Here is a 25,260-nt window from a genome sequence, read left to right as displayed (position 1 = left end):
CATGAAGGCGACCACCCGTCTCCGCGAGATATTGTCGAGGGACAAGGCTACAATCCTGCCGGCGGTGGGGGATCCACTCAGCGCGCTGCTTGCCCGCGCCGAGGGCTATGAAGGCGTAATGGTGTCCGGCAACGCCACATCCGCGACAAGGCTCGGCATGCCCGACGTCGGACTGCTGACGATGACGGAGAATGCCGACAACGTTGCGCGCATTTTCGACGCCACCGGGCTGCCCGTCTTCGCCGATGCCGACACCGGCTACGGCAACGCGATAACCGTCAAACGGACGATCCGCGAGTTCGAACGCGCCGGCGCCGCAGCCATCATGATCGAGGACCAGGTCTCGCCCAAGCGGTGCGGCATGCTTGCCGGCAAGGCGCTGATCCCCATTTCGGAGATGGAAGACAAACTGCGTTCGGCGGTGGATTCGCGCCGCGATCCCGACCTCGTCATTGTCGGGCGCACGGACGCGCGCTCGGTCGAAGGTCTGGACGCCGCGATAGAGCGGGCCTGCCGCTACGCCGAGGCCGGAGCCGACGCGATCTTCGTACAAGGTCCACGCGGGAAGGACGAAGCTGAGCGCCTGGTAGCCGAAATCGACCGGCCGCAATTCTACATCGTCACCCCGGATGGGAAGACCCCATCCCTGACACAGGAGCAACTTTCGCTGCTCGGCTTCAAGGTGATGGGGTTCTCAGTCTATCTGCTGCTGATGGCGATACCCGCCATGCGAGGGCTGCTGCGCAAGCTTGCGGACACAGGTTCCCTGGAGGCAGCCATCGGCGGTGCAGCAAGCCTCGACGAATATCACAATCTGCTCGACCTCGAAGACTGGAACGCCCTGCGACAGACGTCGGACGCACGGGCAGGAGGCAGGCCATGAAGGACCGTAGTTTCCTGGCGCAGCTTGACCGGCTCGGCCCGGTACTCGTCACCCTTGCGGTGCTGATCCTGGCGCTGGCCTATATGGGCGACGCTTATGCTGCGTCGAAACGCATCCACAACCTCATCATGCTGGTGCCGATGACAGCTATCGTGGTGGTGCTCGCGGCCATCATCTTCATCAAGGAACTCGGGTTCCGACGGATCGCCAGCAGGGACGCCGAGGAGTCGGCCAAACCGCCGGCACCATCCGGCGACAAGGCTGGCGCGTCGGCGAGCGCGATTGCCGCGATGATGATGGGTCTTCTGGCATACGCCATGGCATCTCCGTGGATTGGCTTCGATGTCGCGAGCATCCTGTTCCTCGTCTTTTGTCTTTTCATACAGGGCGAGCGACGGCTTGTCGTGCTTGCAGCATTCAGCATTCCGTCAGGACTTGCGGTCACCTGGCTCCTCATCAATGGAGCGCGGTCGCCGGTTCCCACCATGATCGTACCGGGGCTGTAACAATGGAACTTATCGATTTCGGCGCTGTCGGACTGGCCCTCGGTATTCTGGGAACGTCATGGGTTCCATGGGCGGTTATCATCCCCGGCCTTTTCGCCGGCCTGGCCGGCGGCGCGCTACCGGGCATTTCAGGAACGATGATCATCGCCCTGATGCTGCCTTTCACGCTTTATATGGATTTCTTCACCGCGGTAATGTTCCTTACCTCGGTGTTCACAGGGGCCGGCTTTGGCGGCGCGATACCCGCAATCCTGATCAACACACCGGGCACCACCGCATCGGTCTCCACGGCGTTCGACGGCTTTCCTATGTCCCGGCAGGGGCGCCACAATGAGGCGCTGGGAATCGGGCTTGCCGCCTCAACAATCGGCACCTTCATCAGCTATCTGGTGCTGTTCCTGCTCATCAACTACGCCTCGTGGGCAGTGCTCAAGCTCGGCCCCTTCGAGATGGCCATGGTAGCGATCTGGGGTATCACCATGATTGCCACACTGCGGGGTGGCAATTTCGAGCGCGGAATCCTCGCCGGAATCTTCGGCTTGATGATCGGCACTATCGGGATCGGCCCGACAGGCCAGATGCGCGGCACTTTCGGTTTTGCCGAGCTCCTCGACGGCATTCCCGTCGTTCCGGCGATGATCGGTCTTCTGGCGACCGCCGAACTCTTCAATCTGGCGCGGTCCCGCTACATCGTGGAAAAGCAGGAAGACCGCGTCATCAGTTTTTCGCGCATCCTGCAGGGCTTCGCCGGCGTGCGCGAATACTGGAAAACGTTGCTGCGTGGCTCCATAATTGGCGTGTTCGTCGGCGCGATCCCCGGCGTGGGAGCCTCGGTTGCTAACCTGATATCGTATGCTGATGCCCGCCGCGTTTCCGACGATCCGGACAGCTTCGGAAAGGGCAACCCCAACGGTGTCGTTGCCTCCGAATCCGCCAACAGCAGCTCAGAAGGCGGCGCGATGGCAACGCTGCTGGCCCTTGGTCTGCCGGGCGGAGGGGGCACCGCCGTACTGCTCGCCGCCTTCGCCATGCACAATATTACAGGTGGGCCACGTTTCATCGCAGACAACAAGGACATCGTCTACGCAATCCTCTTCGGCAACATGGTCCAGTGCCTGCTCCTGGTCATCGTTGGTCTCCTGTTCATTCGTATCGCGGTGATTATCGTGAAGGTTCCGATCCTTTACCTTGTCCCATCCGTGATCGTACTGGCGATGGCCGGCAGCTACGCGCTCATCGGCAACATCATGGGACCGCTGACTCTCGCGGTGTTCTCGATCGTGGGCTGGCTGTTCGCGCGCTACGAGTTCGCGCCGCCAGCCGCCGTGGTCGGCCTGCTGCTGGGGGCCTTCGTCGAACGGCAGTTCGTATATTCCCACCAGATCAGTGGCGGCGACTTGTCCTTTATCTTCGGGAGGCCGATCGCGCTGGTCATGCTTGCATTGCTGATCGCTTCGATCGCCTACCCGGCGATGAAGAATTACCTGCGCGCACGACGGTCGCTGCGTGTCGGGTGAATACCGGCCGGTGAAGCCGGAAATCACGAGAACGATAATCAGGAGGAAGAAATATGAACAGTTGGAAGAACCTGAAAGGGGCGGTTCTGACCCTTGGCCTGGCGTTAGGCGGACAAGCGGCCTACGCCCAGGACGACTATCCCAACAAGCCGATCGAGATTACTGCCCCCTACGATGCGGGCGGTGCTACCGACCGGATGGTGCGCCACCTTGCGCCGTTCCTTGCGGACGCGTTGGGGACGCCCGTAAACGTCGTCAACCGTCCCGGCGGGGGACGCTGACTGGCACCGTGTACTTCCACAATCAGCCCGCGGACGGCTACACCGTCATGTTTATTCCGCCTACACCCTACTTCGTGAACCACATTGAGGTGATGAACGCGCCGTTCAAGCTGGACGACTTCATATTTGTCAATGCTCAGGAAGTCGCGCAGTCTCTGATGGTGGTGCCAAAGGGAAGCCAAGTTCAATCCTTCGACGAAATCATAGAAGGACTGAAAGAACCCGGCAAGCTTTCTGCGGCCGTCATCACCGGATCCAGCGAGCATATCTCGCTTTTGCTGATGATGGAGAAGCTGGGTATTCCCTCAGAAAACCTGCGTCTGGTCACCTATGATGGCGGCGGGCCTACCCGCACAGCGATCATCGGAGGCCAGGTCGATTTCGGCATGGTGCCGGGACAGGGCAGCGAGGTCATCTTCGATCAAGTGAACAAGATCATGGTCGTGGCCGACGAAACAAACCCTGACTGGCCGGACGCTACGCCGATCAACGAGGCACTTAAATCCTACGGTGTGGAGATGCCGATCCTGGACTCGTCGGTGCGCTCAATGGTCGTTCTCGCTAAGTTGAAAGAGGAATATCCCGACCGCTACCAGAAGTTCGTCGACACTTACAAAAGCGTGGTCGAGAGCGAAGAATACCAAGCATCGGCCAAAGAAGGTAACTACGGCCGTGACTGGCGGGGCCCGGAAGCATCCACTGAACTGGTCAAGCGCAACTATGGCCTGCTGGTCGAATATTCGCGCCTGCTTGAGTAGCACCTCGCCAAATACGAAACTGGCTCCCGCCTCGTGCGGGGGCCGCACATCCGCAATCTCACGGCATCGCCCGCCGTGCAGCGGCTGATCTTGGATCACAAATTGAACCTCCCATCTCACCCCGTCTTCGTCGGCTTCGTTACGTTGGTCTGGGCAACGATCGGAGGTTTCGTATTCTTCCACCTCCACGCCCCCTTGCCCTGGACGCTGGGACCAATCGCGTTCTGCGCTTTCGCCGCAACGGTCGGAAGCCGCTGGCTCATGCCGGGCTCTGTGCTCCTGGCCGCGCGGCCGGCCATCGGTGTCATGGCGGGCAGTGGGTTCACTCCGGTCGTCGTGGCCTCCATCGGAACCTGGTGGAGCGAGGTTCTCGTGGTCGCGCTGTTCGGCTCCATCGTGGCAGTCACCGGCTTCCTGTTCTTCCGATATGTCTTCAGGTTCGACCGGGTCACTGCATTTTTCGGCTCGTTGCCTGCGGGTCTGGCAGAACTCACGGTCATCGGCGGATCGCTGGGGGCAACACAAAATCTCTGGTACTCATCCACTCGATCCGCATCGTAGCGATCGTGTTCTGTGTTCCGTTGATCCTGCAGTTCGTACTCGGGCACGCTGTCGGGCGCGTTCCCGTGGCGGCAGGTGAGATCGCCGCAGGCATCAAGGACTGGGGCATACTTATCGGCTGTGCGATCAGTGGGTTGGTGTTGGGACACTATCTGAAACTGCCGGGCGGCATCATGGTGGCGGCAATGATGATCTCAGCAGTCGTCCATGGACTCGGTATCAGTTCCGCCGCTTTCCCCGGCTGGTTTGTCGCCGGTGCCCAGATTGTCATCGGCGCTGTGGCGGGCTCGAGGTTTGCCGGCATCCAATGGCGCGAAGCCTGGGTTACGGCGCTCGCGGCGGTAACGTGGGCGCTGCTTCTCGTGGCAATGACGGTGGCCGCGGCATGGGTGGTCACAAATTATTCAGCGCGACCTTATTCTACCGGGCTGCTTTCCTTGGCACCCGGCGGAATGTCGGAAATGGCGGTAATCACATACGCACTGGGTATCGACGTTGCCTTTATCGTCACTTGCCAGGTCTTTCGTACCTTCTTGATGCTGACAACGGCACCGTTCATCGCCCGACTGATCAAGCCGTGACAGCCGGCTAGATAGGCCCGCTTCCGTCGGAAGCACCCTCAGAAAAGCGAGCCCTGTTCCCCGCCGCCGGCCTTTGGCTTTGTCGCCTGCTTTCTGGCTGGAGGCTTCGCGGGCACCTCGCTACCTGATGCCACGGCGCCGGCCCGGCCGTCTGCAAACTCGATGCTGAGCAGGTCGCCCGGCTTTATGTGTGTCGCGCTTTTGACCGGCTTTTCATCAGCATCGCGGATGAGGGCGAAGCCGCGTTGCAGCACCGACTTGTGGGATAGCGTTTCCGCCAGTCGTCCGGCCTGGGCAAGACGCGTCGAACGCCGTTCCAATGTCGCGGCAATACATTGATCTGCGCGCCGGCCGAGCAATTGCAGCGTCTGACGGTGCGTCTCCATCCTTCGCGTAAGCGTGGCCGGTGCAACCCGTGCGGCATCGCGGGCAAAGCGCGTCCGGGCCTCGTTGACGCGACGCTGAAGCATTGCCGGCGAAAGGCGCAGGCCGCGGAAGCGCAGGCGCTTCGCTTCGGTGTTGGCGAACAGAGCGCGGCCCAGCCGGCTTGCGGCCTCGTCGAAGCGTCGGCGCGGCAGGGCCAGCAACTGGTCGGCCGAGGGCAACGCGCGCGCCGCAGCGCGCAGGCCCTGGCGTTTGCGTTCCGTGCTGCGCGAGACGGCACCTTTGAGACGAGCCGAGAGCCGCGAAAGCGCCGCTTCCAGATCGGCCTTTACCGGCACCGCGAGCTCCGCCGCTCCGGTCGGCGTGGGCGCGCGCACATCGGCTGCATGGTCTATCAGCGTCCAGTCGGTCTCGTGGCCAACGGCCGAGATCAGCGGAATGCTTGATGCGGCGGCTGCGCGTACCACCGCTTCATCGTTGAAGCCCCACAGGTCCTCGAGGCTGCCGCCCCCGCGCGCGACGATCAGAACGTCCGGCCGCGGTATGGGACCTGCTAGGTCGAGCCGGTTGAAGCCTTCGATCGCAGTGGAAACTTCCGCACCGGTCGTGTCGCCCTGCACCCGCACGGGCCACACCAGCACGTGCAGCGGGAAGCGATCGGTTATGCGGTGAATGATGTCGCGGATAACCGAACCAGTGGGTGATGTAACGACACCGACCACGCGCGGCATGTAGGGTAGGGCGCGCTTGCGCTCGTCGTCGAACAGCCCCTCGGCTGCGAGCTTGCGGCGGCGTTCTTCCAACAGCGCCATCAGGGCGCCGGCTCCGGCCGGCTCCAGATTGTCTATGACGATCTGGTATTTCGACGAGCCCGGATAGGTGGTCAGCTTGCCGGAGGCGATGACCTCCATCCCTTCCTCGGGCCTGAATTTCAGGCGCGAAAACGTACCCTTCCAGATAACCGCTTCCAGTCGCGCGCGCTCGTCCTTCAGCGCGAAGTAGGCGTGGCCGGATGAGTGCGGACCGCGATAGCCCGAGATCTCGCCACGCACGCGCACATTGCCGAACTGATCCTCGACCGCGCGCTTGAGCGCGCCCGAAATCTCGGAAACGGTGAATTCGGCGGCATTGGTTGCGGCGCCGGACGACGGGTCAGACGTGAGAAAGGAATCGCTCATCGGCAAAACATGGCACCAAAGCCTCCGTTCGCGTCAAGCCGCACGAGACATTCAACCGGCGGCAACGTGACAGTAAAAGCCGCTGCTCCACCGTGCGTCCAGCATCCGTCACCAGCCAGCCATCGCCGGGCGCTGCTTTTGCCTCTTCACGCGGGCAAACGCCATTCCGTCGAAGTCGAACTGGCCGGTCTCCTCCGGCACAGGCACGGAGATGTTGTCGAGGCTGTCGCAGATGTGCCGCGCAAGCGCATCGACCAGCTCCGGCTGGCTCGAATGGCCGCGTACGATTCCGATCCGCACGTCGGGCAGGGCGCCGAACCCGTCCGTCTCCCCGAGAATGCGCATGCCCGGCCGCAGCGCGCACTCCGGCAGTATCGAAACGGCCTGGCCCGACAGCACCGCAGCGATGATGACGGTGGCCGACCAGCTCGTGAACAGGATGCGGTAGTCGCGGCCCATCTGGTCGAGCATGTCGCAGGCCGTTCTGCGCCACATGCAGGTGGCGCGGCCGACAGCGATCGGCAGCACGTCCTCCATGTGGATCGAGTGGTTCGCTGAGGTGACCCACAGAAGCGGCTCGCGCCGCACCACCTCGGCCGCGCCCTTGTCGCTGTCGTGGGTGATCAGGGCGATGTCGAGATGGCCGCGCTTGATGTGGTCGATCAGGTTCACCGTTGGCTCACAGATGACGGACAGTTCCACGCGCGGGTTGGACCGCGCGAAGCGGGCCATGATCTCGGGCAGGAATCGGTCAGCATAATCGTCCGGCGTGCCGATGCGAATATGGCCTTCCAGGCTGGCGTCGTCGAAGGCCGCCAGCGTCTCCCTGTTCAGGCGCAGAAGTCTTCGTGCATAGGTCAGCAGGCGTTCGCCTTCCTCGGTCAGCCGGTTTGTGCGGCCTTCCTTTTCGAAGAGCGCCTTGCCCAGGCGTTCCTCCAGCCGCCGCATCTGCATGGAGACCGCCGATTGCGTGCGATGCACTTCATCTGCGGCCCTCGTGAAGCTGCCGGTGTCGGCTATGGTGATGAACGTGTGAAGCTGGTCGAGATCGAGCGGAGCGGCCATGCGCGTGATCCATCATGTTTTCTGATCCAACACATTAAAAACATTCGTTAGACTAATCAATCGCCTCGTGGGACTGTCTCGATGCTAACCAGCAGACGCGATTCAACAGCGGCTGCCGCGGCGCATTCATGCGCTGGCGGTGGATCTGTGATGAGCCGCGTCGATTTTAAAGGAGAGATGAGATGACCGCCCTTGACCACCACACGCATGCGATCGCTGCCGAACGGCGCACGGTTGCCGCCGTGTCGCGCGTGGCCAACGGTTTCCGCGCACTCTTGCGCGCGCTCATCAATCGACGCGAAGTAAACCGCCTTGGCGACCTGTCGGACCACGAACTCGCCGACATCGGCCTGATGCGCACCGACCTCGTGGTCGCCATGCGCTCGCCGATGAGCATCGATCCGACGGCGCGCCTCAGCGACATCGCCCGCGAACGCTACCTCACCGAGGATGGCGCGCGCCGGGTCTGCTGATGCCACAGTTTCCGCAGGCTGACTCCCACATCCCGCCGGTTCCCCTCCGGTAGCCTGCATGCTGCCCGGTCATCCTCCCAGGATGGCCGGGCTTTTTTATTAGCGCCGCGGGTTCTTCATGCCCTGCAGGAACTGATCGAAGACCGATTCCATATTCTTCTGGTAGTCGTCCCGCGTCTTGCGGCCGCTTTCGAACATGTCGCCGAAGAGATCGTCATAGGGCGTTCGCCCGCGTCCGCTGGGATTGGTGCGCGGCTGGGGTTGGGATTCGCGCTGGGTCTGCGATCGAGGCTGTTGTTGCCCGCCGCGCATCATCTCCTCGAAAATCTTGCCGAGCGGGTTGTCGAACGGCCCCTGCGGTGCGCTGGGCGCCTGCCGCTGGGCCTGTCCGCCTCCGAACATGCCTTCCAGGATCTTGCCGAATGGGTTGTCGAACTGGTTGAGGTCGGGCTGCGGCGCTTCCGGGCGTGGTGCCGGCTGCTGGGGCATGCCACCCTGCTTCATCATCTGCTCGATGATTTCCTGGAGCGGATTGCCCTGACCACCGAAGCCGGCCGCCTGCACCTGGCCGGTCGACTGCTTGAAAAGCCCGCCCATGATCATGGTCGCCAGCGCGGGCAGCATCTGCTTGAGGACGTCCTGGCCGATGCCTGTCGCCTGCGAGGCCTGTGCCGCCACTGCGCGCGAAAGCTCCTTGGAGCCAAAGATGGCCTAGGATGCCGTTGCCTTCTTCCATTCCCTGAGGCGAGAAGGCCCGTGTCGCATCCTCGAAATATTTGGCGTGCTGGCCGGAAGACAACGCAGTGAGGAACGAGCCGAGATCGTAGGGGTTCGAGGCATTGCGCTTCAGCCCCTGGCTGAAGGCAGGCAGCAGCGCTTCCATGGCCTGCTGTGTCTGCTGTTGGGAAAGGCCGAATTGCCGCGCCATCTGGTCGACGGCATTGCCGTTCTGGGCCTGGGCGAGCATGTCGAACAACGGCAGCATGGCGGTCTCCTCCGGTATCGCTTTAGGCCGAAAGCCTACCCTATGGGCAGGCGTTCGCAAGCGTCATCGCAAGTTTGCCATAGACGGGCATCGTGGAGTGCGGTGCCGGAAGCCCTCTGCCTCAGTAGGCGTATTCGAGGAAGACGGGTTCGATGGAGCCGCCCCAGCGCGTGTTGTAAGCCTTGAGCATCTCCTCCGCGCTCGTGCTGCCGCGCGCGACCACTTCCTCCAGCGGGGCCAGGAAGCCGGTCTCGTCGTAGCCTTCGCGGTTCTTGCGGTCACGGCGGGCGAGGCCGCCGCGCGAGATGTCGAGCACGTCGCGCGCAACCTCGCGCAGCGTCCTGTTCCCATAGGGCGTCGCCAGTCCCTGCGCCGGCACGGCATTCCGCATTGCCTCGACGTCGGTAAAGGTCCACTCTTTCGTCAATGCCTCGGCGGCGTCCAGCGCGGCCTCGTCGTAAAGAAGACCGACCCAGAAGGCGGGCAGGGCGCAGATACGCCGCCACGGCCCGCCGTCGGCGCCGCGCATTTCGAGAAAGCGCTTGAGCCGTACATCGGGAAACAGCGTGGACAGATGGTTGGCCCAGTCGCCCATCGTCGGCAACCCGTCCGGAACGCTGTCGCGGAGCGCCCCGTCCATGAACTGGCGGAAGGTGACGTGGGTCACGTCGAAATAGCGCCCCTCGCGGATCAGGAAATACATCGGCACGTCGAGCGCCCATTCGACGTAGTCTGCAAAGCCGAAATCGGGCGAGAAGCACAATTCCAGCAGGCCCGCCCGCTGGTTGTCGGTGTCGCGCCATATCTCGCCACGCCAGCTCTGCAGGCCGTTCGGCCGCCCCTCGGTGAATGGCGAGTTCGCGAAAAGCGCCGTCGAAAGCGGCTGCAGCTTCAACGAGACCTGCATCTTGCGGCGCATGTCCGCCTCGCTCTCGAAGTCCAGGTTCACCTGGATCGTGCAGGTCCGGTACATCATGTCGAGGCCCTGCGTCCCAACCTTCGGCATGTAGGCCGTCATGATGTCGTAGCGCGATTTCGGCATGCGCGGCGTTTCGGCGAGCGTCCATTTCGGGCTGCCGCCAAGGCCGAGGAAGCGGATTCCCAGTGGCTCGGCGATCTCGCGAAGCTGGGCGAGATGGGCGTTGCCTTCGCGGCATGTCTGGTGGATCGTCTCGAGCGGCGCTCCGGAGAGCTCGAACTGACCGCCCGGCTCAAGTGAGATCGCGCCCTGTCCGGTCGGCTCCACCAGTCCGATGATGTGGCCGGCATCGACGATCGGCTCCCAGCCGAGCACGCGCTGCATGCCTTCCAGTAGTGCCTTGATGCCGCGCTCGCCGCCATAGGGTACCGGGGCGTTGCCGTCGATATAGAAGGGAAACTTCTCGTGCTCGGTGCCGATTCGCCATTGGTCGCGCGGCTTGTTGCCGGCGCTCAAATAGGAGACCAGTTCGTCGATACCTTCGATCGGCCGGAAATCGGTCGTGTCGCGCGCCATGTCGTTTCCTCAACTAAATGTCCGGCCGGCCGTTCTTGCGACGGCGCGCGAGTGTTGAACGAAAGACCGCCGTGCGATCAAGCGAAAAATCCTGACAGCACGTTGACGCTAAGTTGATTGTCGCACGTTGAAAGCTTCTCGCGGCGTTCCTATGCATCAGCTCCAGTCGCCGATTGTCGCCTGGATGACGGCGAGAGCAGCAACCGCCGCCGTGTCGGCGCGCAGGATACGCGGGCCAAGCGGTATGGCGGTCACGAACGGCAAGGCTCTCAGCATTCGGCGTTCGTCTTCTGAAAATCCCCTTCGGGACCGACGAGCAGGCCAAGTCTGGTTTCAGCGATTGAGCGCAGCGCCGGCACCGGGTTGTTTGTTGCGGCGTCCTCGTCGCAGAAAATCAGCCGCCTGTCGGGTTCCCAGTCGCCGAGCAGCCGCTCCAGTTTCCGGGGCGGGCGCACCGGCGGCACTGCCAGCACGCCGCACTGCTCGGCCGCCTCGATCGCGTTCGCCTCGAACTTCTCAACCGATGTCCTGGTGTTCTGCGTGTGCTGGGTGATGACGGGCTGCAGCACGCCAGCGCCCATTTCCACGGCCTTTTGCACCAGATAATCGAGCCGGCCGACTTTCAGCGGCGCAAAGGCGTAGACAAGGTCGGGTGTGGGCGGTTGCGGCCGTGTCTGGCTTTCCACCGCGATGCGCACGGCCTTCTTTCCGAGCGCTTCTATTCTCGCGCTCCACTCGCCGTCGCGCCCGTTGAAGACCAGCACTTCATCCCCTTCGGCCATGCGCAGCACGTGGGTCAGATAGTGGCTCTGTGCCTTGTCGGCCTCGAGGGTCGTGTTCTGGGCGAGATCGTGCGGCACGTAGAGCCGCTGAAGCTTGTAGTTGGCGCGCATGATGCTGTGTTGCGATGGCTGCCCGGCATTCGTCAAGTTCGCGGGGCGCTGAATTTTTCCCGCCCTTCTGTCGGGTCGGTCCCGCCGCAAGCGTCCTGCGTTCGCAGTTACGCAACGCGAAGGAGAAGAATGCAATGCTCACCCTGCCGGAAATTGTCGAGCGTGGTCCGCAGCCCTATGTCGCCGTGCGAGAACGTGTTTTGCTCGGCGCGATGAAGCCGGCGGTGGACCGGGCGTTCCAGAAGCTGTTCGGATGGCTCGGCGCGAACGGGCTGGAGCCGGTCGGCGCTGCTTTCTTCAAGTACAATGTCATCGACATGGGTGGAATGTTGGAAGTCGAGTTCGCTGTACCGATAGCAAAAGAGGTCGATGCAGGCGGAGAGATCACCGCAGCCATGCTGCCGGCAGGCCACTATGCTCAGGTCAAATGGACCGGACCCTATGACGCGCTCGTCGATGTCAACGCTGTTCTGGTCGGTTGGGCGAAGGAAAAGGGTGTCCGCTGGGACACGCAGGAAACTCCGGAGGGCGACCGCTTCGCTGCCCGCATCGAAATCTACGAAAACAACCCTGCCGAAGTCGAAGATCCGAAAGACCTGGTGACGACGGTCGCCATCAAGGTCGCCGACTGACCGTCAAGGCAGTGCGCTGGGATGCCATGCCGGCGCATAGCCTGCTCGCAACGCCGCGATTGTGGATCGTGGCGTGAGGAGCCGGGCATGCGCAGGCAAGGCCCGGGGCTCCCCATACCCGCTGAAGCTCCATGGCAGAGCCAGTCCGGCTCGGAGTGCAAATATCCCTGCATTGGCCACGATTGCCGCGCCGTCGGGAAGCTGGCGGATCTGGTCTTGCTGCAGCGGTGGCTTCTCGCCGGTGACGGCGTGCCTTTCGGCGTGCAGCAGGCTGTCGATCTCAGGCGCCGTTGCAGTGGCAAGACCGTTGCCCCTGGCGAAGAACCGTTGGAAATCTCGCGCAGCGTCGCGCCGGCAATAGAAGCAGGGCCGGTGGCCCGCAGCCAGCGCCGTCACCTCGTCGAGGAAGAAGAGTTCGGTCCAGCCTGCTCCCCTGGAAGGACTGTTGCGCCCCATCGGCTCCCGCCGCGTTCCGTGCGGGTGTTCCAATGTGCAGACGATCCACGCTTTGGTCGTCCACCGTCGCGAAAGAAGCGTCTTCGACGCTGGATCGTGAATGACGCCGCGATTGCCTGTGAAGAGACCCCGCGCCGGCGTCGCGACGATCTCACCGGCGGGGTCGACCCGGTTCTGCAGTGGCACAAGCAGCCTCCCTTTCCTGCGTCGCGCGCGCCATGCTATCGCTCCGCGCAGTCTTCGACACCACCCGAAAAAAAAGCCGGAAGCTTCCATGCACGTTCTTGTTGTCCAGAATTTCGAGGGTGCGAGCCTTGGACAGGTGGCGATTGCGCTCGACGAAGCCAATGCAAGCGTCGAGACGATCCGCGCCGACAAGGGTGAGCCGCTGCCGGACGGCGCGAATGGCTACGACGCACTGGTCGTGCTGGGTGGCGCGCAAAATGCGCTGGCCGACGATGTATGCCCGTGGCTTCCCGCACTGTGCGATCTGATGCGCGATTTCTCCGAAGCCGATCGGTCCGTGCTGGGCATTTGCCTTGGTAGTCAGCTTCTCGCTCGCGCCTATGGTGGGCAGAATATCGTAGGCGGGGCGACCGAGTTCGGCTGGCGCGAGGTCGAGTTGACGGGCGATGGCGTTGCCGACCCGATCTTTGAAGGCGTGGGTGAGCGCTTTCGCACCTTCGAGTGGCACGACGATACATTCATGTTGCCCGGCGGTGCCGTGCGGCTTGCCGGCAATCTCGACGTTCAAAATCAGGCTTTCAGGGTTGGCCGCGCGGCCTATGGCATGCAGTTTCATTTCGAGGCCGACCGGCCAATGGTCGAGCAATGGAGCGATGCATTCGCGACGCTGCTGGCCGATCTCCAGCCTGGTTGGGCCGAGCGGCACCCGGCTGAGGCCGCCCTGCACGGGCCGCAGGCCGACGCTGCCGGCATGACCATCGCCCGCAACTGGGTGCGCACCATCGCAGCGCCTTAACCCGTGATGCGAACCGAAAATTTCGATACCGTCATCCTCGGCGCGGGCGCGGCGGGCATGATGTGTGCGATTCATGCCGCTGCGCGCGGCGGTCGCGTCCTTGTCATCGATCATGCAAAATCGCCAGGCGAAAAAATTCGAATCTCAGGCGGCGGTCGCTGCAATTTCACCAATCTGGGCTCAAGCCCCCGCAACTTCCTCTCGCAAAATCCGCATTTCGCCAAGTCGGCTTTAGGCCGCTACACGCAGCACGATTTCATCACGCTGGTGGAAAAGCACGGCATCGCCTACCACGAGAAAACACTCGGGCAGCTCTTCTGCGACCATTCCGCCAAGGACATCATAGCGATGCTGCTGGATGAGATGGCGCAGGTCGGTTGCGAGATCAGGCTCAAGACAAGCCTCGGTACGGTCGAACGAACGGATGCGGGGTTTTCGCTTGTGCTGGCGGGCGATGGCGCGGGCAAGGTGCGATGCCGCCACTTCGTGGTCGCTTGCGGGGGAAGTCTATTCCCAAGATGGGCGCGACGGGGTTGGGCTATCAGATCGCGGAGCGGTTCGGGCTTGCCGTCACCGAAACGCGACCCGCATTGGTGCCGCTGACATTCGGCGAGGACATGCTGGACGGTTTCCGCGAGATCGCCGGTGTGGCGGTCGATGCGCGCGTTTCCTGCGGCAAGGCCGCCTTCAAAGAGGCTTTGCTGTTCACCCACCGCGGCCTTTCCGGCCCGTCCATCCTGCAGATTTCGTCTTACTGGCGTGAGAAACAGCCGATCAGCATAGCCTTGCTGCCGGACGTAGACTTCGCTCGCGTCCTGCTGGATGCCAAACGGGAGAACGCGCGACGAAGCATCGCAAACGCGCTGGGGGAAATCCTGCCGAAGCGGCTGGCGTCGTATCTGGCGCAGACGCATGGCTGGTCGGGAACCCTCGGTGAGGCAAGCGACCGGAAGCTCTTGTCGATCGCGCAGGCGCTTCACGGATGGGAGCTGTATCCCGTCGGATCAGAAGGCTACCGAACCGCCGAGGTGACTTTGGGCGGCGTGGATACGGCTTGCCTGAACTCGCGCACGATGGAAGCGAAGGGGGCCGATGGCCTCTATTTCATTGGCGAGGTGGTCGACGTGACCGGCTGGCTGGGCGGGTACAATTTTCAGTGGGCGTGGTCGTCGGGCTGGGCCACCGGGACGGCTATCGCCGAACGCGGTACGGCGCATTAAGTAAAACCGCACGGCCCTTAACCAAGACGCGAGTCGATCTTCTTGACTCGCCCGGGCGCAGTGACTATCTCACCGGTCATGTTAGCACTCTCTTCAGGTGAGTGCTAACCGCGATCCGGCCCAGCCGGACGGAGGGAACCCCTTAACCTATCCTTATCGAGGACACCAGAGACATGGCAAAGTCGAAATTCCGCCCGCTCCATGACCGCGTGGTCGTTCGTCGGGTCGAATCCGAGGAAAAGACCGCCGGCGGGATCATCATCCCGGACACCGCCAAGGAAAAGCCGCAGGAAGGCGAAGTTGTCGCCGTCGGTTCCGGCGCTCGTGACGAGGCCGGCAAGCTCGTGCCGCTCGACGTCAAGGCCGGCGACCGCGTCCTGTTTGGCAAGTGGTCCGGCACCGAAGTGAAGCTCAATGGCGAAGACCTTCTGATCATGAAGGAATCCGACATCATGGGCATCATCGGCTAATCCGACCAAATCCGAATTCAGGTTCACGATGGCCGGTTCGCCAAGGCGACCAGCCGTGAAAACAGGAGCTCAACATGGCTGCCAAAGACGTAAAATTCTCCCGTGACGCCCGCGAGCGCATGCTGCGCGGTGTCAACATTCTCGCCGACGCTGTGAAGGTCACGCTCGGCCCCAAGGGCCGCAACGTCGTGATCGACAAGTCGTTCGGCGCCCCGCGCATCACCAAGGACGGCGTCACCGTCGCCAAGGAGATAGAGCTGGAAGACAAGTTCGAGAACATGGGCGCCCAGATGGTGCGCGAAGTGGCCTCGAAGACCAACGACATTGCCGGTGACGGCACCACCACCGCGACCGTTCTGGCTCAGGCGATCGTTCAGGAAGGCCACAAGGCCGTTGCTGCCGGCATGAACCCAATGGACCTGAAGCGCGGCATCGACCTCGCTGTCAGCGACGTCGTCGCGCAGCTTGCCAAGGCCACCAAGAAGATCAAGACCTCGGAAGAGGTTGCTCAGGTCGGTACCATCTCGGCAAATGGCGAGAAGGAAATCGGCGAGATGATCGCCGCCGCCATGCAGAAGGTCGGCAACGAAGGCGTCATCACCGTCGAGGAAGCCAAGACCGCCGAGACCGAGCTCGAAGTCGTCGAAGGCATGCAGTTCGACCGCGGCTACCTGTCGCCGTACTTCGTCACCAACCCGGACAAGATGGTTGCCGAGTTGGAAGACGCCTACATCCTGCTGCACGAAAAGAAGCTCTCCAACCTGCAGGCAATGCTGCCGGTGCTGGAAGCGGTCGTTCAGACCTCCAAGCCGCTCCTCATCATCTCCGAGGACGTCGAGGGTGAGGCTCTGGCCACGCTCGTCGTCAACAAGCTGCGTGGCGGTCTCAAGATCGCTGCCGTCAAGGCTCCGGGCTTCGGCGACCGCCGCAAGGCCATGCTGGAGGACATCGATCCTCACCGGCGGCCAGGTGATCTCGGAAGACCTCGGCATCAAGCTTGAGAATGTCGGCCTCAACATGCTCGGCCGCGCCAAGAAGGTGTCGATCTCCAAGGAGAACACCACCATCGTCGACGGCGCCGGCAAGAAGGGCGAGATCCAGGGCCGCGTTGCCCAGATCAAGCAGCAGATCGAGGAGACCTCGTCCGACTACGACCGTGAGAAGCTCCAGGAGCGTCTGGCGAAGCTGGCTGGCGGCGTGGCCGTCATCCGCGTCGGCGGTGCGACCGAGGTTGAGGTCAAGGAAAAGAAGGACCGCGTCGATGACGCCCTGAACGCGACCCGCGCGGCCGTTGAGGAAGGCATCGTTCCCGGCGGCGGCACCGCGCTGCTGCGCGCTTCCCACAACCTCAAGGCCAAGGGCGAGAACGCCGATCAGGACGCTGGCGTCAACATCGTTCGTCGCGCTCTGCAGGCTCCGGCCCGCCAGATCGCGACCAACGCCGGTGACGAAGCTTCCGTGATCGTCGGCAAGATCCTCGAGAACAAGTCACAGACCTACGGCTACAACGCCCAGACCGGCGAGTTCGGCGACATGATCTCCAACGGTATCGTCGATCCGACCAAGGTCGTACGCACCGCGCTGCAGGACGCAGCTTCGGTTGCCGGCCTGCTGGTTACCACCGAGGCCATGATCGCTGAGGCTCCGAAGAAGGAGTCTGCGGCTCCTGCGATGCCCGGCGGCGGCATGGGCGGTATGGGCGGCATGGACTTCTAGGAAGTCCATAAAGCTCGCCCATCACTTGAGAATCTCAAGCCCGTCAAGCGGGCTTGAGCGGCGGCATGGACTTCTAGGAAGTCCATAAAGCTTCAGAATATGAAGGGGCGGCAGCAATGTCGCCCCTTTTTCTTTTGTGCTCAGGCAACCAAAATCCTGTCCTGCCGTTGTCTGACGCCGCAAGCGCGCGGTTGCTCGAAAGGAACCAGGCAGATGGTCAACAAGGATCAGGTCAAGGGTGTCGCAAAGCAGGCCACGGGTTCGGTCAAGGAAGCCGTCGGCAAAGCCACTGGCTCGAAGAAAACCGAAGCCAAGGGAAAGGCCGAAAAGGTCGCCGGCAAGGTCCAGAAGGGCTTTGGCGATGCCAAGGAAAAGGTCAAGAAGGCGCTGTGAAGCATTGCTTCTGAGCAAGACAAGGGGGCGAGCCAATCGCTCCCTTTTTTGTTTTAGGCGAGGGAGAGATCAGGAATTAGCGAAGGCGCTGCAAGGGCGATGAGCGCGATGCGCCATTGACAGCTTTGACGCTGCCCGCTACCCACCGCCGCGGCAAGAGGCGCCGGCCGCTCGCGGCGAAAGCCAAGGTGAAGCCTCTCCGACACGCTCGTCGTAACCGACGCATCGGCAACAATGGCAATGCGAGCCCCATTCGCTCTCCGTCGATGCGATCTGGAGACGACCACATGACGACGCCTGAACCGTCGCGTCAAAACGCGTTCCTGCATGGCCCATTGGGCCCGCTTTTCATCAAGACTGCACTTCCCATCATTCTCATCATGAGCACGAACGGTCTGCAGACCGTGATCGATGCCTGGTTCCTCGGCGAATTCGTCGGCGCGGATGCACTGGCTGCCGTAACGCTGATGTTTCCGGCATTCATGCTGCTGGCCGCGCTTTCGACACTCGTCGCGAGCGGCATGGCAAGCGTGCTGGCCCGCACCTTCGGCGCCGGCGATATCGGCGCCGCGCGCGTGGTCTTTGCCGGCGCGCACGGCCTTGCGCTGTTGGTCTGCGCGGTGCTGATCGCCTGTTTCTGGCTGGGCGGCGAGGCTCTGGTCAACCGTCTTGCAGATGGTTCGCCGTCGCTTGCAGCCATGGGCTACACCTATATCGCGATCGTCATCTGGAGCTCTCCGTTGATGTTCGTCCTGTCCATCAATGGCGATGCGTTGCGCAGCGAAGGACGGCTTGGCTTGATGACCGTGGCTAGCCTCGTCACTTCCCTCGCCAACATCGCCATGAACTACCTGCTCATCGTCGAATTCGGCTATGGCGTTGCCGGCTCCGCAATCGGTACCGTGCTTGCGCAAATTATCGCTCTGACGATCGTGGTCATCTATCGGACGAGAGGCAGGACGCCGCTTCGCTACGGCGTGCTTTCCGTGCGGCACTGGCGCGCGCATTGGGGATCGTTCCTGGCCCTTGGCGCGCCGCAGAGCCTGAGCTTCATCGGCATCTCGCTGACGGCCGCGGCTGTGATTTTGTCGGTCCAGCGCTGGTCCGGCGAAGACTATGCAGCAACGGTTGCGGCCTATGGCATCATCACCCGCATCATGACCTTTGCATTCATGCCGCTGCTAGGCCTCAACATGGCCATGCAGACGATCGTCGGCAACAATTTCGGGGCGAAGCTCTGGTCGCGTTCGGATGCCGGCTTGCGGCTCGGCCTCGTGGTGGCGCTAGGTTATTGCCTTACCTTCGAGGTCGCGATGCTGCTTTCCGCCCCGGTGATCGGCGGTATCTTCGTCGACGATCCGGCCACCATCGCGGAGGTCGGGCGCATTCTGCCGGTTACGATCATGCTCTATGTCGTTGCCGGACCGATGATGATGCTTTCCGGGTATTTCCAGGCGATTGGCGATGCGCGACGGGCGCTGTTCCTGAGCGTGACACGGACTTACTGTTTCACGATCCCGCTGACTATCGCCCTGCCATTTGCGATCGGAGAGTGGGGTATCTGGTACGCCGGACCGACCTCGGAAGGGCTTATGCTCCTGCTTGCGCTGGGCCTGCTGGCCTATACCCAGGCCGCAACCGGCTACCGCTGGGGCGTGTTGCGGGCTGCTAGATCGTGAACCGGCCCGGATAGGGCGAAGGAAGGGTTGAGCGTGAGACGTGGCGGATAGTTCCTGGCTCCTTGTGCTGGCGCTGGCCGCCTTCACCTCCGCCACGCTGCTGCCCGGATCCTCGGAGGCAACGCTGATTGGCCTGCACCTTTCGCAGGTCGCACCGGGCTGGCTTTTGCTGGCAGTTGCGTCGACGGCCAACGTCGTTGGCTCATGTGTCAACTGGATGCTAGGCCGGTTCGCGGCCCTGTGTGCCGGGCGGCGCTGGTTTCCGGCAACGCCCGAGCAACTGGACCGTGCGTCAGACTGGTATCGACGTTTGGGCTGGCCGACGCTTCTGCTTTCATGGGTTCCGATCATCGGCGACCCGCTGACGGTCATGGCCGGCATCCTGCGCACACCGCTATGGCTGTTCCTGATCGTTGTGGCCTTTGCCAAGACGGCGCGCTATGCAGCCTTGCTCTGGTTGATCGACCTGATCTGAGCACCAGATTTAATGCCGGCCACGCCAGCCCCCTACGGACGAGCAAGCCACGGACGGCTCTGAATAAGGAGACCGACAATGACGAAAACCCGCACCGAAACCGACACCTTCGGCCCCATCGAGGTCGATGCCGGAAAATATTGGGGCGCGCAGGCGCAGCGCTCGCTCGGCAATTTCAGGATCGGTTGGGAGAAGCAGCCGCAGCCGATCGTGCGCGCGCTCGGCATCGTCAAGCAGGCTGCTGCAGAGGCCAACATGGACCTCGGCCGCCTCGACCCGGCGCTCGGCAAGGCGATCGTCGATGCCGCGCAAGAGGTGATCGATGGCAAGCTGGACGATCACTTCCCGCTGGTCGTCTGGCAGACGGGCTCGGGCACCCAGTCGAACATGAATGCCAACGAGGTGATTTCCAACCGGGCAATCGAGATGCTCGGCGGCGAGATGGGCTCCAAGAAGCCGGTCCATCCCAACGACCACGTCAACATGAGCCAGTCGTCCAACGACACCTACCCGACGGCGATGCACATCGCCTGCGCGGAGGAGATCGTGCACCGGCTGCTGCCGGCGCTGAAGAAGCTGCACGGCGCGCTGGACGCAAAGGCAAAGATGTGGGGCGACATCATCAAGATCGGCCGCACCCACACACAGGATGCAACACCGCTGACGCTCGGCCAGGAGTTTTCCGGCTATGCGCAGCAGGTCGAAAACGGAATCGCTCGCATCGAACAGACCCTGCCGGGCCTGATGCAGCTCGCGCAGGGCGGCACGGCCGTAGGCACCGGCCTCAATGCACCTGTCGGCTTTGCCGAGAAGGTCGCCGCGCGCATTGCCGCGATCACCGGGCTCGAATTCACCAGCGCGCCCAACAAGTTCGAGGCGCTCGCAGCCCACGACGCGATGGTATTCTCCCATGGCGCGATCAACGCGGTCGCGGCGTCGCTGTTCAAGATAGCCAACGACATCCGCTTCCTCGGTTCCGGTCCGCGTTCGGGCCTTGGCGAACTGGCGCTGCCGGAAAACGAGCCCGGCTCGTCGATCATGCCGGGCAAGGTCAATCCCACCCAGTGCGAGGCGCTGACGCAGGTCTGCGTACAGGTCTTCGGCAACCACGCGGCGCTCACCTTTGCGGGCAGCCAGGGCCATTTCGAACTGAACGTGTTCAACCCGGTCATGGCCTACAACTTCCTGCAGTCGGTGCGGCTGATGGCGGATGCAGCGGTCTCCTTCACCGACAATTGCGTCGTCGGGATCGAGCCGCGTGTGGACAACATCAAGGCCGGCGTGGAGCGATCGCTGATGCTGGTGACGGCACTGGCGCCGAAGATCGGCTACGACAATGCGGCTAGGATCGCCAAGACCGCGCACAAGAACGGCACGACACTTCGCGAGGAAGCGCTGGCCACGGGGCTGGTGACGGCGGAAGAGTACGATTCCATCGTACGGCCCGAGGCGATGACGCAGCCGGGGTGAGGCACCCAGAGATTGTGAACGGAATTTTCGGTGCCGTTCGCAATCAATGAACACTGAGTTTGCAGCTCTGCGGATTGTTGCAGCGCACAGATAGTCTATTTGGGTGGAACGAAACCCGGAGAGTTACCTGCCAATGTCAAACGACCTCGTACTACTCGTCGCGCGCATCTTTCTCGTCGCGCTGTTCCTCGCTTCCGGCATCCCGCTGATTTTCGCTCCTGGCGGCTTCGCCGGCTTCATGGGCTCAATCGGCTTGCCCGCACCCATGCTCGTTACGTGGATCGTCATCGCCGTAAAGGTGCTTGGTGGACTGGCCGTTCTCGTCGGCTTCCAGACGCGCTATGCAGCTTATGCTCTTGCCGCCTTCTCGATCGGCTCGGCACTGCTCGGCCACACCAACTGGGCCGACATGAACGAGTTCAACAACTTCTTCAAGAATTTCGCGATCGCCGGCGGCTTCCTTGCCCTGTCGGTCGCGGGCCCGGGCGCGCTGTCGGTTTCCGGCCGCCGCTGATCCCAAGCCCTCCCAAGGCGGATACGAAGAGGCCCGGAGCGATCCGGGCCTTTTCTTTGGGTAGGCTGAAGCAGGCCGTGCATACACTGGCCTAGAGAGAAACTACCCGCCGTTCACCGCTGTCAGCACGCCATCGAGGGTTGCAGCATCCGCGTTGCTCCGCTCCTTCAGCGATTGCACGAGGCACGCTTCCGAGCGCAGGATCACACCGTCTTCCAGTATCTTCAGGTGGTTGGCGCGCAACGTCGAGCCCGTCGTGGTGATGTCGACGATCACGTCCGCCGAACCCGCCGCCGGTGCACCCTCGGTCGCGCCGAGACTCTCCACGATGCGATAGACCTGAATGCCGTGCTGGCTCGAAAAGAACTGCTGGGTCAGCCGCCAGTATTTCGTTGCGATGCGCAAACGGCGGCCATGCCGCTGTCGGAAATCGGCAGCGACGTCGTCGAGGTCCGCCATGGTGTCGACGTCGAGCCAGGCGTCCGGCACGGCGACGACCACGTCTGCGCGGCCGAAGCCGAGCCGCGCGCCAACCGACACGCGCTTTTCCCATTCCGGTATGGTTTCGCGCACGAGGTCCTCGCCGGTCACGCCGAGATCGACTGTGCCTGCGCCGAGCTCACGGGCGATTTCGGACGCGGAGAGGAAAGCGACTTCGATGTCGTCGCGACCTTCGACCCGCGCGCGATAGCGGCGCTCGTCTTCCGGCTGCACGACCACGAGCCCGGCGCGCGTCAGCGCCGCCATCGCCTCATCCTTGAGGCGGCCTTTGGAAGGCAGTGCAAGCGTGATGGTCATGCCGTCTCTCCCCGCAGCGTTGCGATACGGTCGAGCCAGACGGAGAAGCCGACGCCGGGAATGGGGTTCGCAGCGCCGAGAAGTGTGAGCAGGCGGTCGTAGCGGCCGCCGCCGGCGAGCGGCCTTGCGCCGCCAGCGGCTGAAATCTCGAAGACGAGGCCGGTATAATAGTCGAGCGGTCGGCCGAAGCTCGCATCGTAGTCGACGCCGCCTGTTGCCAGTCCATGCGCCCGAAGCGCCTCGACCCGCGCGCCGAACAGATCGAGCGCGGCACCCAGCGATACGCCTGCCTCGCCGGCGAAACCGCCGAGAGCGGCGGCCGCCTCTTCCAGCGGCACGCGAATGGCGAGGAACCGCTTCAGCGCGTCGAAGGCGTCCTTCGACAGCCGGACGCTGCGCAGTTCGGCCTTCTCGATAAGCCGCCGCGCGATTTCCTGGGGGTGCGCCCTGCGTTTGCCGAAAGCCCGGACTGTTCCATCAGTACGCCGACATGGCCGGCAAGGCCATCGATATCGCCCTCGGATACGAAATCGGCGACCGCCTCGGCGGGCGCCGCGCGCTGGGACGGGTTGGCCAGATCGTCGAGCGCGGCCGCAAGCTGCTCGCGCGAGCCGAAGGCGCGCGCCAGCCGCTTCTGCCAGCCGCGCGGCAGGCCGAGTGCGGCCAGCACAGCCTCGAACACGCGCTGGTCGCCTAGCGTGACGGTCAGCGTTTTGCCTGGCAGGGTGCGTGCCAGCAGGGCATGGGCGTCGGCAATCGAGCGGGCGTCGGCGGTGGCGATGTCGGCCTCGCCGAGGTCCTCGATGCCGGCCTGGAAAAATTCCGCCTCGCCCTCGCGGCGCTGGCGGAACACCTCACCCAGATAGCCGTAGCGTCGCGGCGTGCCGGCGCGGCTGGCGATATGGTCAAGGCAGACGGGAATCGTGAATTCAGGCCGCAGGCACAGCGCCTCGCCGGTCTCGCTCTCGGTCAGGAATATGCGGCGGCGCAGATCCTCGCCGGCCATGTCGAGGAACGGATCGGCGGGCTGGATGGTCGGCACGTCGATCAGCCCGGCCCCGCGTTCGGAAAACAGCGCGAGAATATCAGGCGCGAATGAGGGCAGGGCGGTCATGGGTTGGCCTGCGTAAATGTCGCGGCAGACGCTTGCGCTCCACGTTGCCCCCTCTGTCCTGCCGGACATCTCCCCCACAAGGGGGTAGATCAGCCGACTGCACGGCTTTCGCCAATCGTCGGCGTTGGAGAGAAGGTGAAGGGCGTGAAGCTGCCGATCTCCCCCGTGTGGGGGAGATGTCCGGCAGGACGGAGGGGGCGCGACAGGACGCCGGCCTCTGCAATCATTGGTCCCGCTCCGCGGCCTGATCCGCCAGCACCTTGCGCACCGCCTCGATAAGCTCGCTCACAGGCACGGAAAACTGCGCAGGGCGGCTTTCGCGCCATTCGGTGTTGTCGGTGATCGCCTCGGCGGCTTTCGCGCCGGCGACGAGGTCCTTGATCTGCACCTCGCCCTTTTCCAGCTCGTCGCCGCCCTGAATGACGACGCAAGGGCTGCCGCGTCGGTCGGCATATTTCATCTGCGCCTTCATGCCCGAGCCGCCGAGATACATCTCCGCGCGAATGCCTGCCTGGCGCAGCGAGGCGACCATCTTCTGGTAGCGGCCGAGCGCCTCGGTGTCCTTGTCCATGACGAGGACGACCACGGGGCAACGACGTCGGAAGCGTCGAGCTTGCCGAGATTCTGAGTGCCGCGGTCAGGCGCGAGACGCCGATGGAAAAGCCCGTCGCCGGCACCGGCTCGCCACGAAAGCGCGAGACCAGCCCGTCATAACGTCCGCCGCCCGCCACCGAGCCGAAGCGCACGATCTCGCCCTTCTCGTTCGGCACCTCGAACAGCAGCTCCGCCTCGTAGACGGGGCCGGTGTAGTATTCGAGGCCACGCACTACGGAAGGGTCGATTTTTACGCGCCCATCGTCGTAGCCAGCGGCAGCGCATAGCGCGCGGATCTGCTCCAGTTCGTCGACGCCTTCGTTGCCCGCTACCTTGCCTGTCTCGATATAGTCGAGCACCGCATCGATGGCTGTATCATTCAGCCCCGCGCCCTTGGTAAAATCGCCGCTCTCGTCGAGCCTGCCCTTGCCAAGCAGGAGCCTCACCCCGTCCGGCCCGAACTTGTCGAGCTTGTCGATGGCGCGCAGCACGGTGAGCCGGCGGCCGGCGTTCTCGTCTCCGCCGAGCCCGATCGCCTCCAGCACGCCGTCGAGCACCTTGCGGTTGTTGACGCGGATCACGTAGTCGCCACGCTTGATGCCGACGGCTTCCAGCGTGTCGGCCATCATCATCGCCATTTCGGCGTCCGCCGCCACGCCGGGCGTGCCGACGATGTCGGCGTCGAACTGCATGAACTGACGGAAGCGGCCGGGGCCGGGCTTCTCGTTGCGGAACACCCAGCCCTGCCGGTATGACCGGTACGGCTTCGGCACCTGGTCGAAGTTCTCCGCCACGAAGCGCGCCAGCGGCGCGGTCAGGTCGTAGCGCAACGACAGCCACTGTTCGTCGTCGTCCTGGAAGGAAAAGACACCTTCGTTCGGCCGGTCCTGGTCTGGCAGGAATTTTCCGAGCGCGTCGGTGTATTCCACCATCGGCTGCTCGACCGGCTCGAAACCGTAGAGCTCGTAGACTTCGCGGATGCGCGCGGTCATCGCATCGACGGCGCGTATGTCGGCCGCATGGCGATCGACGAAGCCTCGCGGGAGCCGCGCCTTCATCCTGTCCGCCTTGTCAGCCATGGTTTTTCCGTCCGTCTGTCTTGGAGAATGCATCCCCGGCGGGGAGCGCCGGTTTCCTAGCCGATAAGGTCCGGGCGGCAAGGGCGGCAGGTGCGTTGCATTTCAGCA

The 25,260-nt window shown here is 63.2% G+C and carries 19 protein-coding genes and 7 pseudogenes; 17 read left to right on the top strand and 9 right to left on the bottom strand.

Translation table 11 applies throughout. The features are described 5' to 3' along the window. Nucleotide 1: 1 nt before the first annotated feature. From HK436_RS01900 to HK436_RS01875, 6 genes and pseudogenes are all read left to right on the top strand, one after another. Nucleotides 2-883, top strand: coding sequence for an isocitrate lyase/PEP mutase family protein (locus tag HK436_RS01900; protein WP_173186903.1), 882 nt, complete (start codon nt 2-4; stop codon nt 881-883). Next, on the top strand, nt 880-1,389 hold the full coding sequence (locus tag HK436_RS01895; RefSeq protein WP_173186901.1) for a tripartite tricarboxylate transporter TctB family protein: 510 nt from the start codon (nt 880-882) through the stop codon (nt 1,387-1,389). The genes HK436_RS01900 and HK436_RS01895 overlap by 4 nt, the downstream gene beginning before the upstream one ends. Before the next feature lie 2 nt (nt 1,390-1,391). Beyond that, nucleotides 1,392-2,906: a tripartite tricarboxylate transporter permease gene (locus HK436_RS01890; RefSeq protein ID WP_173186899.1), complete on the top strand. Its 1,515-nt coding sequence runs from the start codon at nt 1,392-1,394 to the stop codon at nt 2,904-2,906. Between the two features lie 53 nt (nt 2,907-2,959). Continuing rightward, nucleotides 2,960-3,187 carry a type 2 periplasmic-binding domain-containing protein gene (locus HK436_RS01885; protein WP_173186897.1) on the top strand — a complete coding sequence of 76 codons (228 nt, stop codon included), beginning with the start codon at nt 2,960-2,962 and terminating at the stop codon, nt 3,185-3,187. A gap of 8 nt (nt 3,188-3,195) precedes the next feature. Continuing rightward, a complete protein-coding gene (locus tag HK436_RS01880; protein WP_173186895.1) occupies nt 3,196-3,945 on the top strand; it encodes a type 2 periplasmic-binding domain-containing protein in 750 nt (249 codons plus the stop codon). 261 nt (nt 3,946-4,206) lie between these two features. Next, nucleotides 4,207-5,087, top strand: a pseudogene (locus HK436_RS01875) (AbrB family protein). Between the two features lie 38 nt (nt 5,088-5,125). Here HK436_RS01875 and xseA read toward each other — a convergent pair. Both xseA and HK436_RS01865 read right to left on the bottom strand, forming a co-directional pair. Then, entirely contained in the window at nt 5,126-6,649 is a 1,524-nt protein-coding gene (xseA, locus tag HK436_RS01870; RefSeq protein WP_173186891.1) for an exodeoxyribonuclease VII large subunit, read from the bottom strand. A gap of 108 nt (nt 6,650-6,757) precedes the next feature. Then, complete coding sequence (locus HK436_RS01865; protein WP_173186889.1) at nt 6,758-7,714, bottom strand: LysR substrate-binding domain-containing protein; 957 nt, start codon at nt 7,712-7,714, stop codon at nt 6,758-6,760. 182 nt (nt 7,715-7,896) lie between these two features. Here HK436_RS01865 and HK436_RS01860 point away from each other — a divergent pair, with 182 nt between their 5' ends. Next, nucleotides 7,897-8,187, top strand: a complete 291-nt coding sequence (locus HK436_RS01860; RefSeq protein ID WP_173186887.1) for a YjiS-like domain-containing protein — start codon at nt 7,897-7,899, stop codon at nt 8,185-8,187. A 99-nt stretch (nt 8,188-8,286) separates the two neighbouring features. On the opposite strand, the pseudogene HK436_RS01855 reads toward HK436_RS01860, so the two are convergent. The 3 genes and pseudogenes from HK436_RS01855 to HK436_RS01845 form a co-directional block, all read right to left on the bottom strand. Next, nucleotides 8,287-9,172: pseudogene (locus HK436_RS01855) on the bottom strand (DUF937 domain-containing protein). Nucleotides 9,173-9,293: 121 nt separating this feature from the next. Beyond that, on the bottom strand, nt 9,294-10,667 hold the full coding sequence (locus HK436_RS01850) for a glutamate--cysteine ligase (RefSeq protein ID WP_173186885.1): 1,374 nt from the start codon (nt 10,665-10,667) through the stop codon (nt 9,294-9,296). 156 nt (nt 10,668-10,823) lie between these two features. After that, a pseudogene (locus HK436_RS01845) lies at nt 10,824-11,560 on the bottom strand (16S rRNA (uracil(1498)-N(3))-methyltransferase). A 134-nt stretch (nt 11,561-11,694) separates the two neighbouring features. On the opposite strand from HK436_RS01845, the gene HK436_RS01840 reads away from it, so the two are divergent. Beyond that, nucleotides 11,695-12,192: a GyrI-like domain-containing protein gene (locus HK436_RS01840; RefSeq protein WP_173186883.1), complete on the top strand. Its 498-nt coding sequence runs from the start codon at nt 11,695-11,697 to the stop codon at nt 12,190-12,192. A gap of 3 nt (nt 12,193-12,195) precedes the next feature. On the opposite strand, the gene HK436_RS01835 is transcribed toward HK436_RS01840, so the two are convergent. Then, nucleotides 12,196-12,834, bottom strand: coding sequence for a hypothetical protein (locus HK436_RS01835; protein ID WP_173186881.1), 639 nt, complete (start codon nt 12,832-12,834; stop codon nt 12,196-12,198). A gap of 88 nt (nt 12,835-12,922) precedes the next feature. Here HK436_RS01835 and HK436_RS01830 point away from each other — a divergent pair, with 88 nt between their 5' ends. From HK436_RS01830 to HK436_RS01790, 9 genes and pseudogenes are all read left to right on the top strand, one after another. Further along, complete coding sequence (locus HK436_RS01830; RefSeq protein WP_173186879.1) at nt 12,923-13,630, top strand: type 1 glutamine amidotransferase; 708 nt, start codon at nt 12,923-12,925, stop codon at nt 13,628-13,630. A gap of 6 nt (nt 13,631-13,636) precedes the next feature. Then, nucleotides 13,637-14,850: pseudogene (locus HK436_RS01825) on the top strand (BaiN/RdsA family NAD(P)/FAD-dependent oxidoreductase). 173 nt (nt 14,851-15,023) lie between these two features. Continuing rightward, complete coding sequence (gene groES / locus HK436_RS01820; protein ID WP_173186877.1) at nt 15,024-15,320, top strand: co-chaperone GroES; 297 nt, start codon at nt 15,024-15,026, stop codon at nt 15,318-15,320. Nucleotides 15,321-15,394: 74 nt separating this feature from the next. After that, nucleotides 15,395-17,036: pseudogene (gene groL / locus HK436_RS01815) on the top strand (chaperonin GroEL). Nucleotides 17,037-17,249: 213 nt separating this feature from the next. Next, nucleotides 17,250-17,429, top strand: coding sequence for a CsbD family protein (locus HK436_RS01810; RefSeq protein WP_173186875.1), 180 nt, complete (start codon nt 17,250-17,252; stop codon nt 17,427-17,429). Between the two features lie 287 nt (nt 17,430-17,716). Then, a complete protein-coding gene (locus HK436_RS01805; RefSeq protein WP_173186873.1) occupies nt 17,717-19,108 on the top strand; it encodes an MATE family efflux transporter in 1,392 nt (463 codons plus the stop codon). A 40-nt stretch (nt 19,109-19,148) separates the two neighbouring features. Further along, the gene (locus tag HK436_RS01800; RefSeq protein WP_173186871.1) at nt 19,149-19,583 is read left to right on the top strand and encodes a YqaA family protein; all 435 of its coding nucleotides are present in this window, start codon (nt 19,149-19,151) and stop codon (nt 19,581-19,583) included. A 78-nt stretch (nt 19,584-19,661) separates the two neighbouring features. Beyond that, entirely contained in the window at nt 19,662-21,053 is a 1,392-nt protein-coding gene (fumC, locus tag HK436_RS01795) for a class II fumarate hydratase (protein ID WP_173186869.1), read from the top strand. Between the two features lie 133 nt (nt 21,054-21,186). After that, on the top strand, nt 21,187-21,567 hold the full coding sequence (locus HK436_RS01790) for a DoxX family protein (RefSeq protein WP_173186867.1): 381 nt from the start codon (nt 21,187-21,189) through the stop codon (nt 21,565-21,567). Nucleotides 21,568-21,669: 102 nt separating this feature from the next. Here the strand turns inward: HK436_RS01790 and hisG are convergent, their stop codons facing one another. The 3 genes and pseudogenes from hisG to hisS all read right to left on the bottom strand — a co-directional run bounded on the left by hisG (nt 21,670) and on the right by hisS (nt 25,152). Continuing rightward, nucleotides 21,670-22,365, bottom strand: coding sequence for an ATP phosphoribosyltransferase (gene hisG, locus HK436_RS01785; protein WP_173186865.1), 696 nt, complete (start codon nt 22,363-22,365; stop codon nt 21,670-21,672). Next, nucleotides 22,362-23,479 (bottom strand): annotated as a pseudogene (locus tag HK436_RS01780) (ATP phosphoribosyltransferase regulatory subunit). Before HK436_RS01780 ends, hisG begins: the two are co-directional and overlap by 4 nt. A 223-nt stretch (nt 23,480-23,702) precedes the next feature. Then, nucleotides 23,703-25,152 (bottom strand): annotated as a pseudogene (gene hisS, locus HK436_RS01775) (histidine--tRNA ligase). Nucleotides 25,153-25,260 lie beyond the last annotated feature (108 nt).

Origin of the sequence: Neoaquamicrobium sediminum (genome assembly GCF_013240295.1) — a bacterium.
Classification (GTDB): domain Bacteria; phylum Pseudomonadota; class Alphaproteobacteria; order Rhizobiales; family Rhizobiaceae; genus Aerobium; species Aerobium sediminum.
Note: the sequence above shows the minus strand (reverse complement) of the source record. Positions and strands in the feature narration are given on the sequence as shown.

Excerpts from the sequence above, each read along its gene's own strand:
- HK436_RS01900 (WP_173186903.1), top strand. The coding sequence starts at position 2 with ATGAAGGCGACCACCCGTCTCCGCGAGATATTGTCGAGGGACAAGGCT.
- HK436_RS01895 (WP_173186901.1), top strand. The coding sequence starts at position 880 with ATGAAGGACCGTAGTTTCCTGGCGCAGCTTGACCGGCTCGGCCCGGTA.
- HK436_RS01890 (WP_173186899.1), top strand. The coding sequence starts at position 1,392 with ATGGAACTTATCGATTTCGGCGCTGTCGGACTGGCCCTCGGTATTCTG.
- HK436_RS01885 (WP_173186897.1), top strand. The coding sequence starts at position 2,960 with ATGAACAGTTGGAAGAACCTGAAAGGGGCGGTTCTGACCCTTGGCCTG.
- xseA (WP_173186891.1), bottom strand. The coding sequence starts at position 6,649 with ATGAGCGATTCCTTTCTCACGTCTGACCCGTCGTCCGGCGCCGCAACC.
- HK436_RS01865 (WP_173186889.1), bottom strand. The coding sequence starts at position 7,714 with ATGGCCGCTCCGCTCGATCTCGACCAGCTTCACACGTTCATCACCATA.
- HK436_RS01860 (WP_173186887.1), top strand. The coding sequence starts at position 7,897 with ATGACCGCCCTTGACCACCACACGCATGCGATCGCTGCCGAACGGCGC.
- HK436_RS01850 (WP_173186885.1), bottom strand. The coding sequence starts at position 10,667 with ATGGCGCGCGACACGACCGATTTCCGGCCGATCGAAGGTATCGACGAA.
- HK436_RS01840 (WP_173186883.1), top strand. The coding sequence starts at position 11,695 with ATGCTCACCCTGCCGGAAATTGTCGAGCGTGGTCCGCAGCCCTATGTC.
- HK436_RS01830 (WP_173186879.1), top strand. The coding sequence starts at position 12,923 with ATGCACGTTCTTGTTGTCCAGAATTTCGAGGGTGCGAGCCTTGGACAG.
- groES (WP_173186877.1), top strand. The coding sequence starts at position 15,024 with ATGGCAAAGTCGAAATTCCGCCCGCTCCATGACCGCGTGGTCGTTCGT.
- HK436_RS01810 (WP_173186875.1), top strand. The coding sequence starts at position 17,250 with ATGGTCAACAAGGATCAGGTCAAGGGTGTCGCAAAGCAGGCCACGGGT.
- HK436_RS01805 (WP_173186873.1), top strand. The coding sequence starts at position 17,717 with ATGACGACGCCTGAACCGTCGCGTCAAAACGCGTTCCTGCATGGCCCA.
- fumC (WP_173186869.1), top strand. The coding sequence starts at position 19,662 with ATGACGAAAACCCGCACCGAAACCGACACCTTCGGCCCCATCGAGGTC.
- HK436_RS01790 (WP_173186867.1), top strand. The coding sequence starts at position 21,187 with ATGTCAAACGACCTCGTACTACTCGTCGCGCGCATCTTTCTCGTCGCG.
- hisG (WP_173186865.1), bottom strand. The coding sequence starts at position 22,365 with ATGACCATCACGCTTGCACTGCCTTCCAAAGGCCGCCTCAAGGATGAG.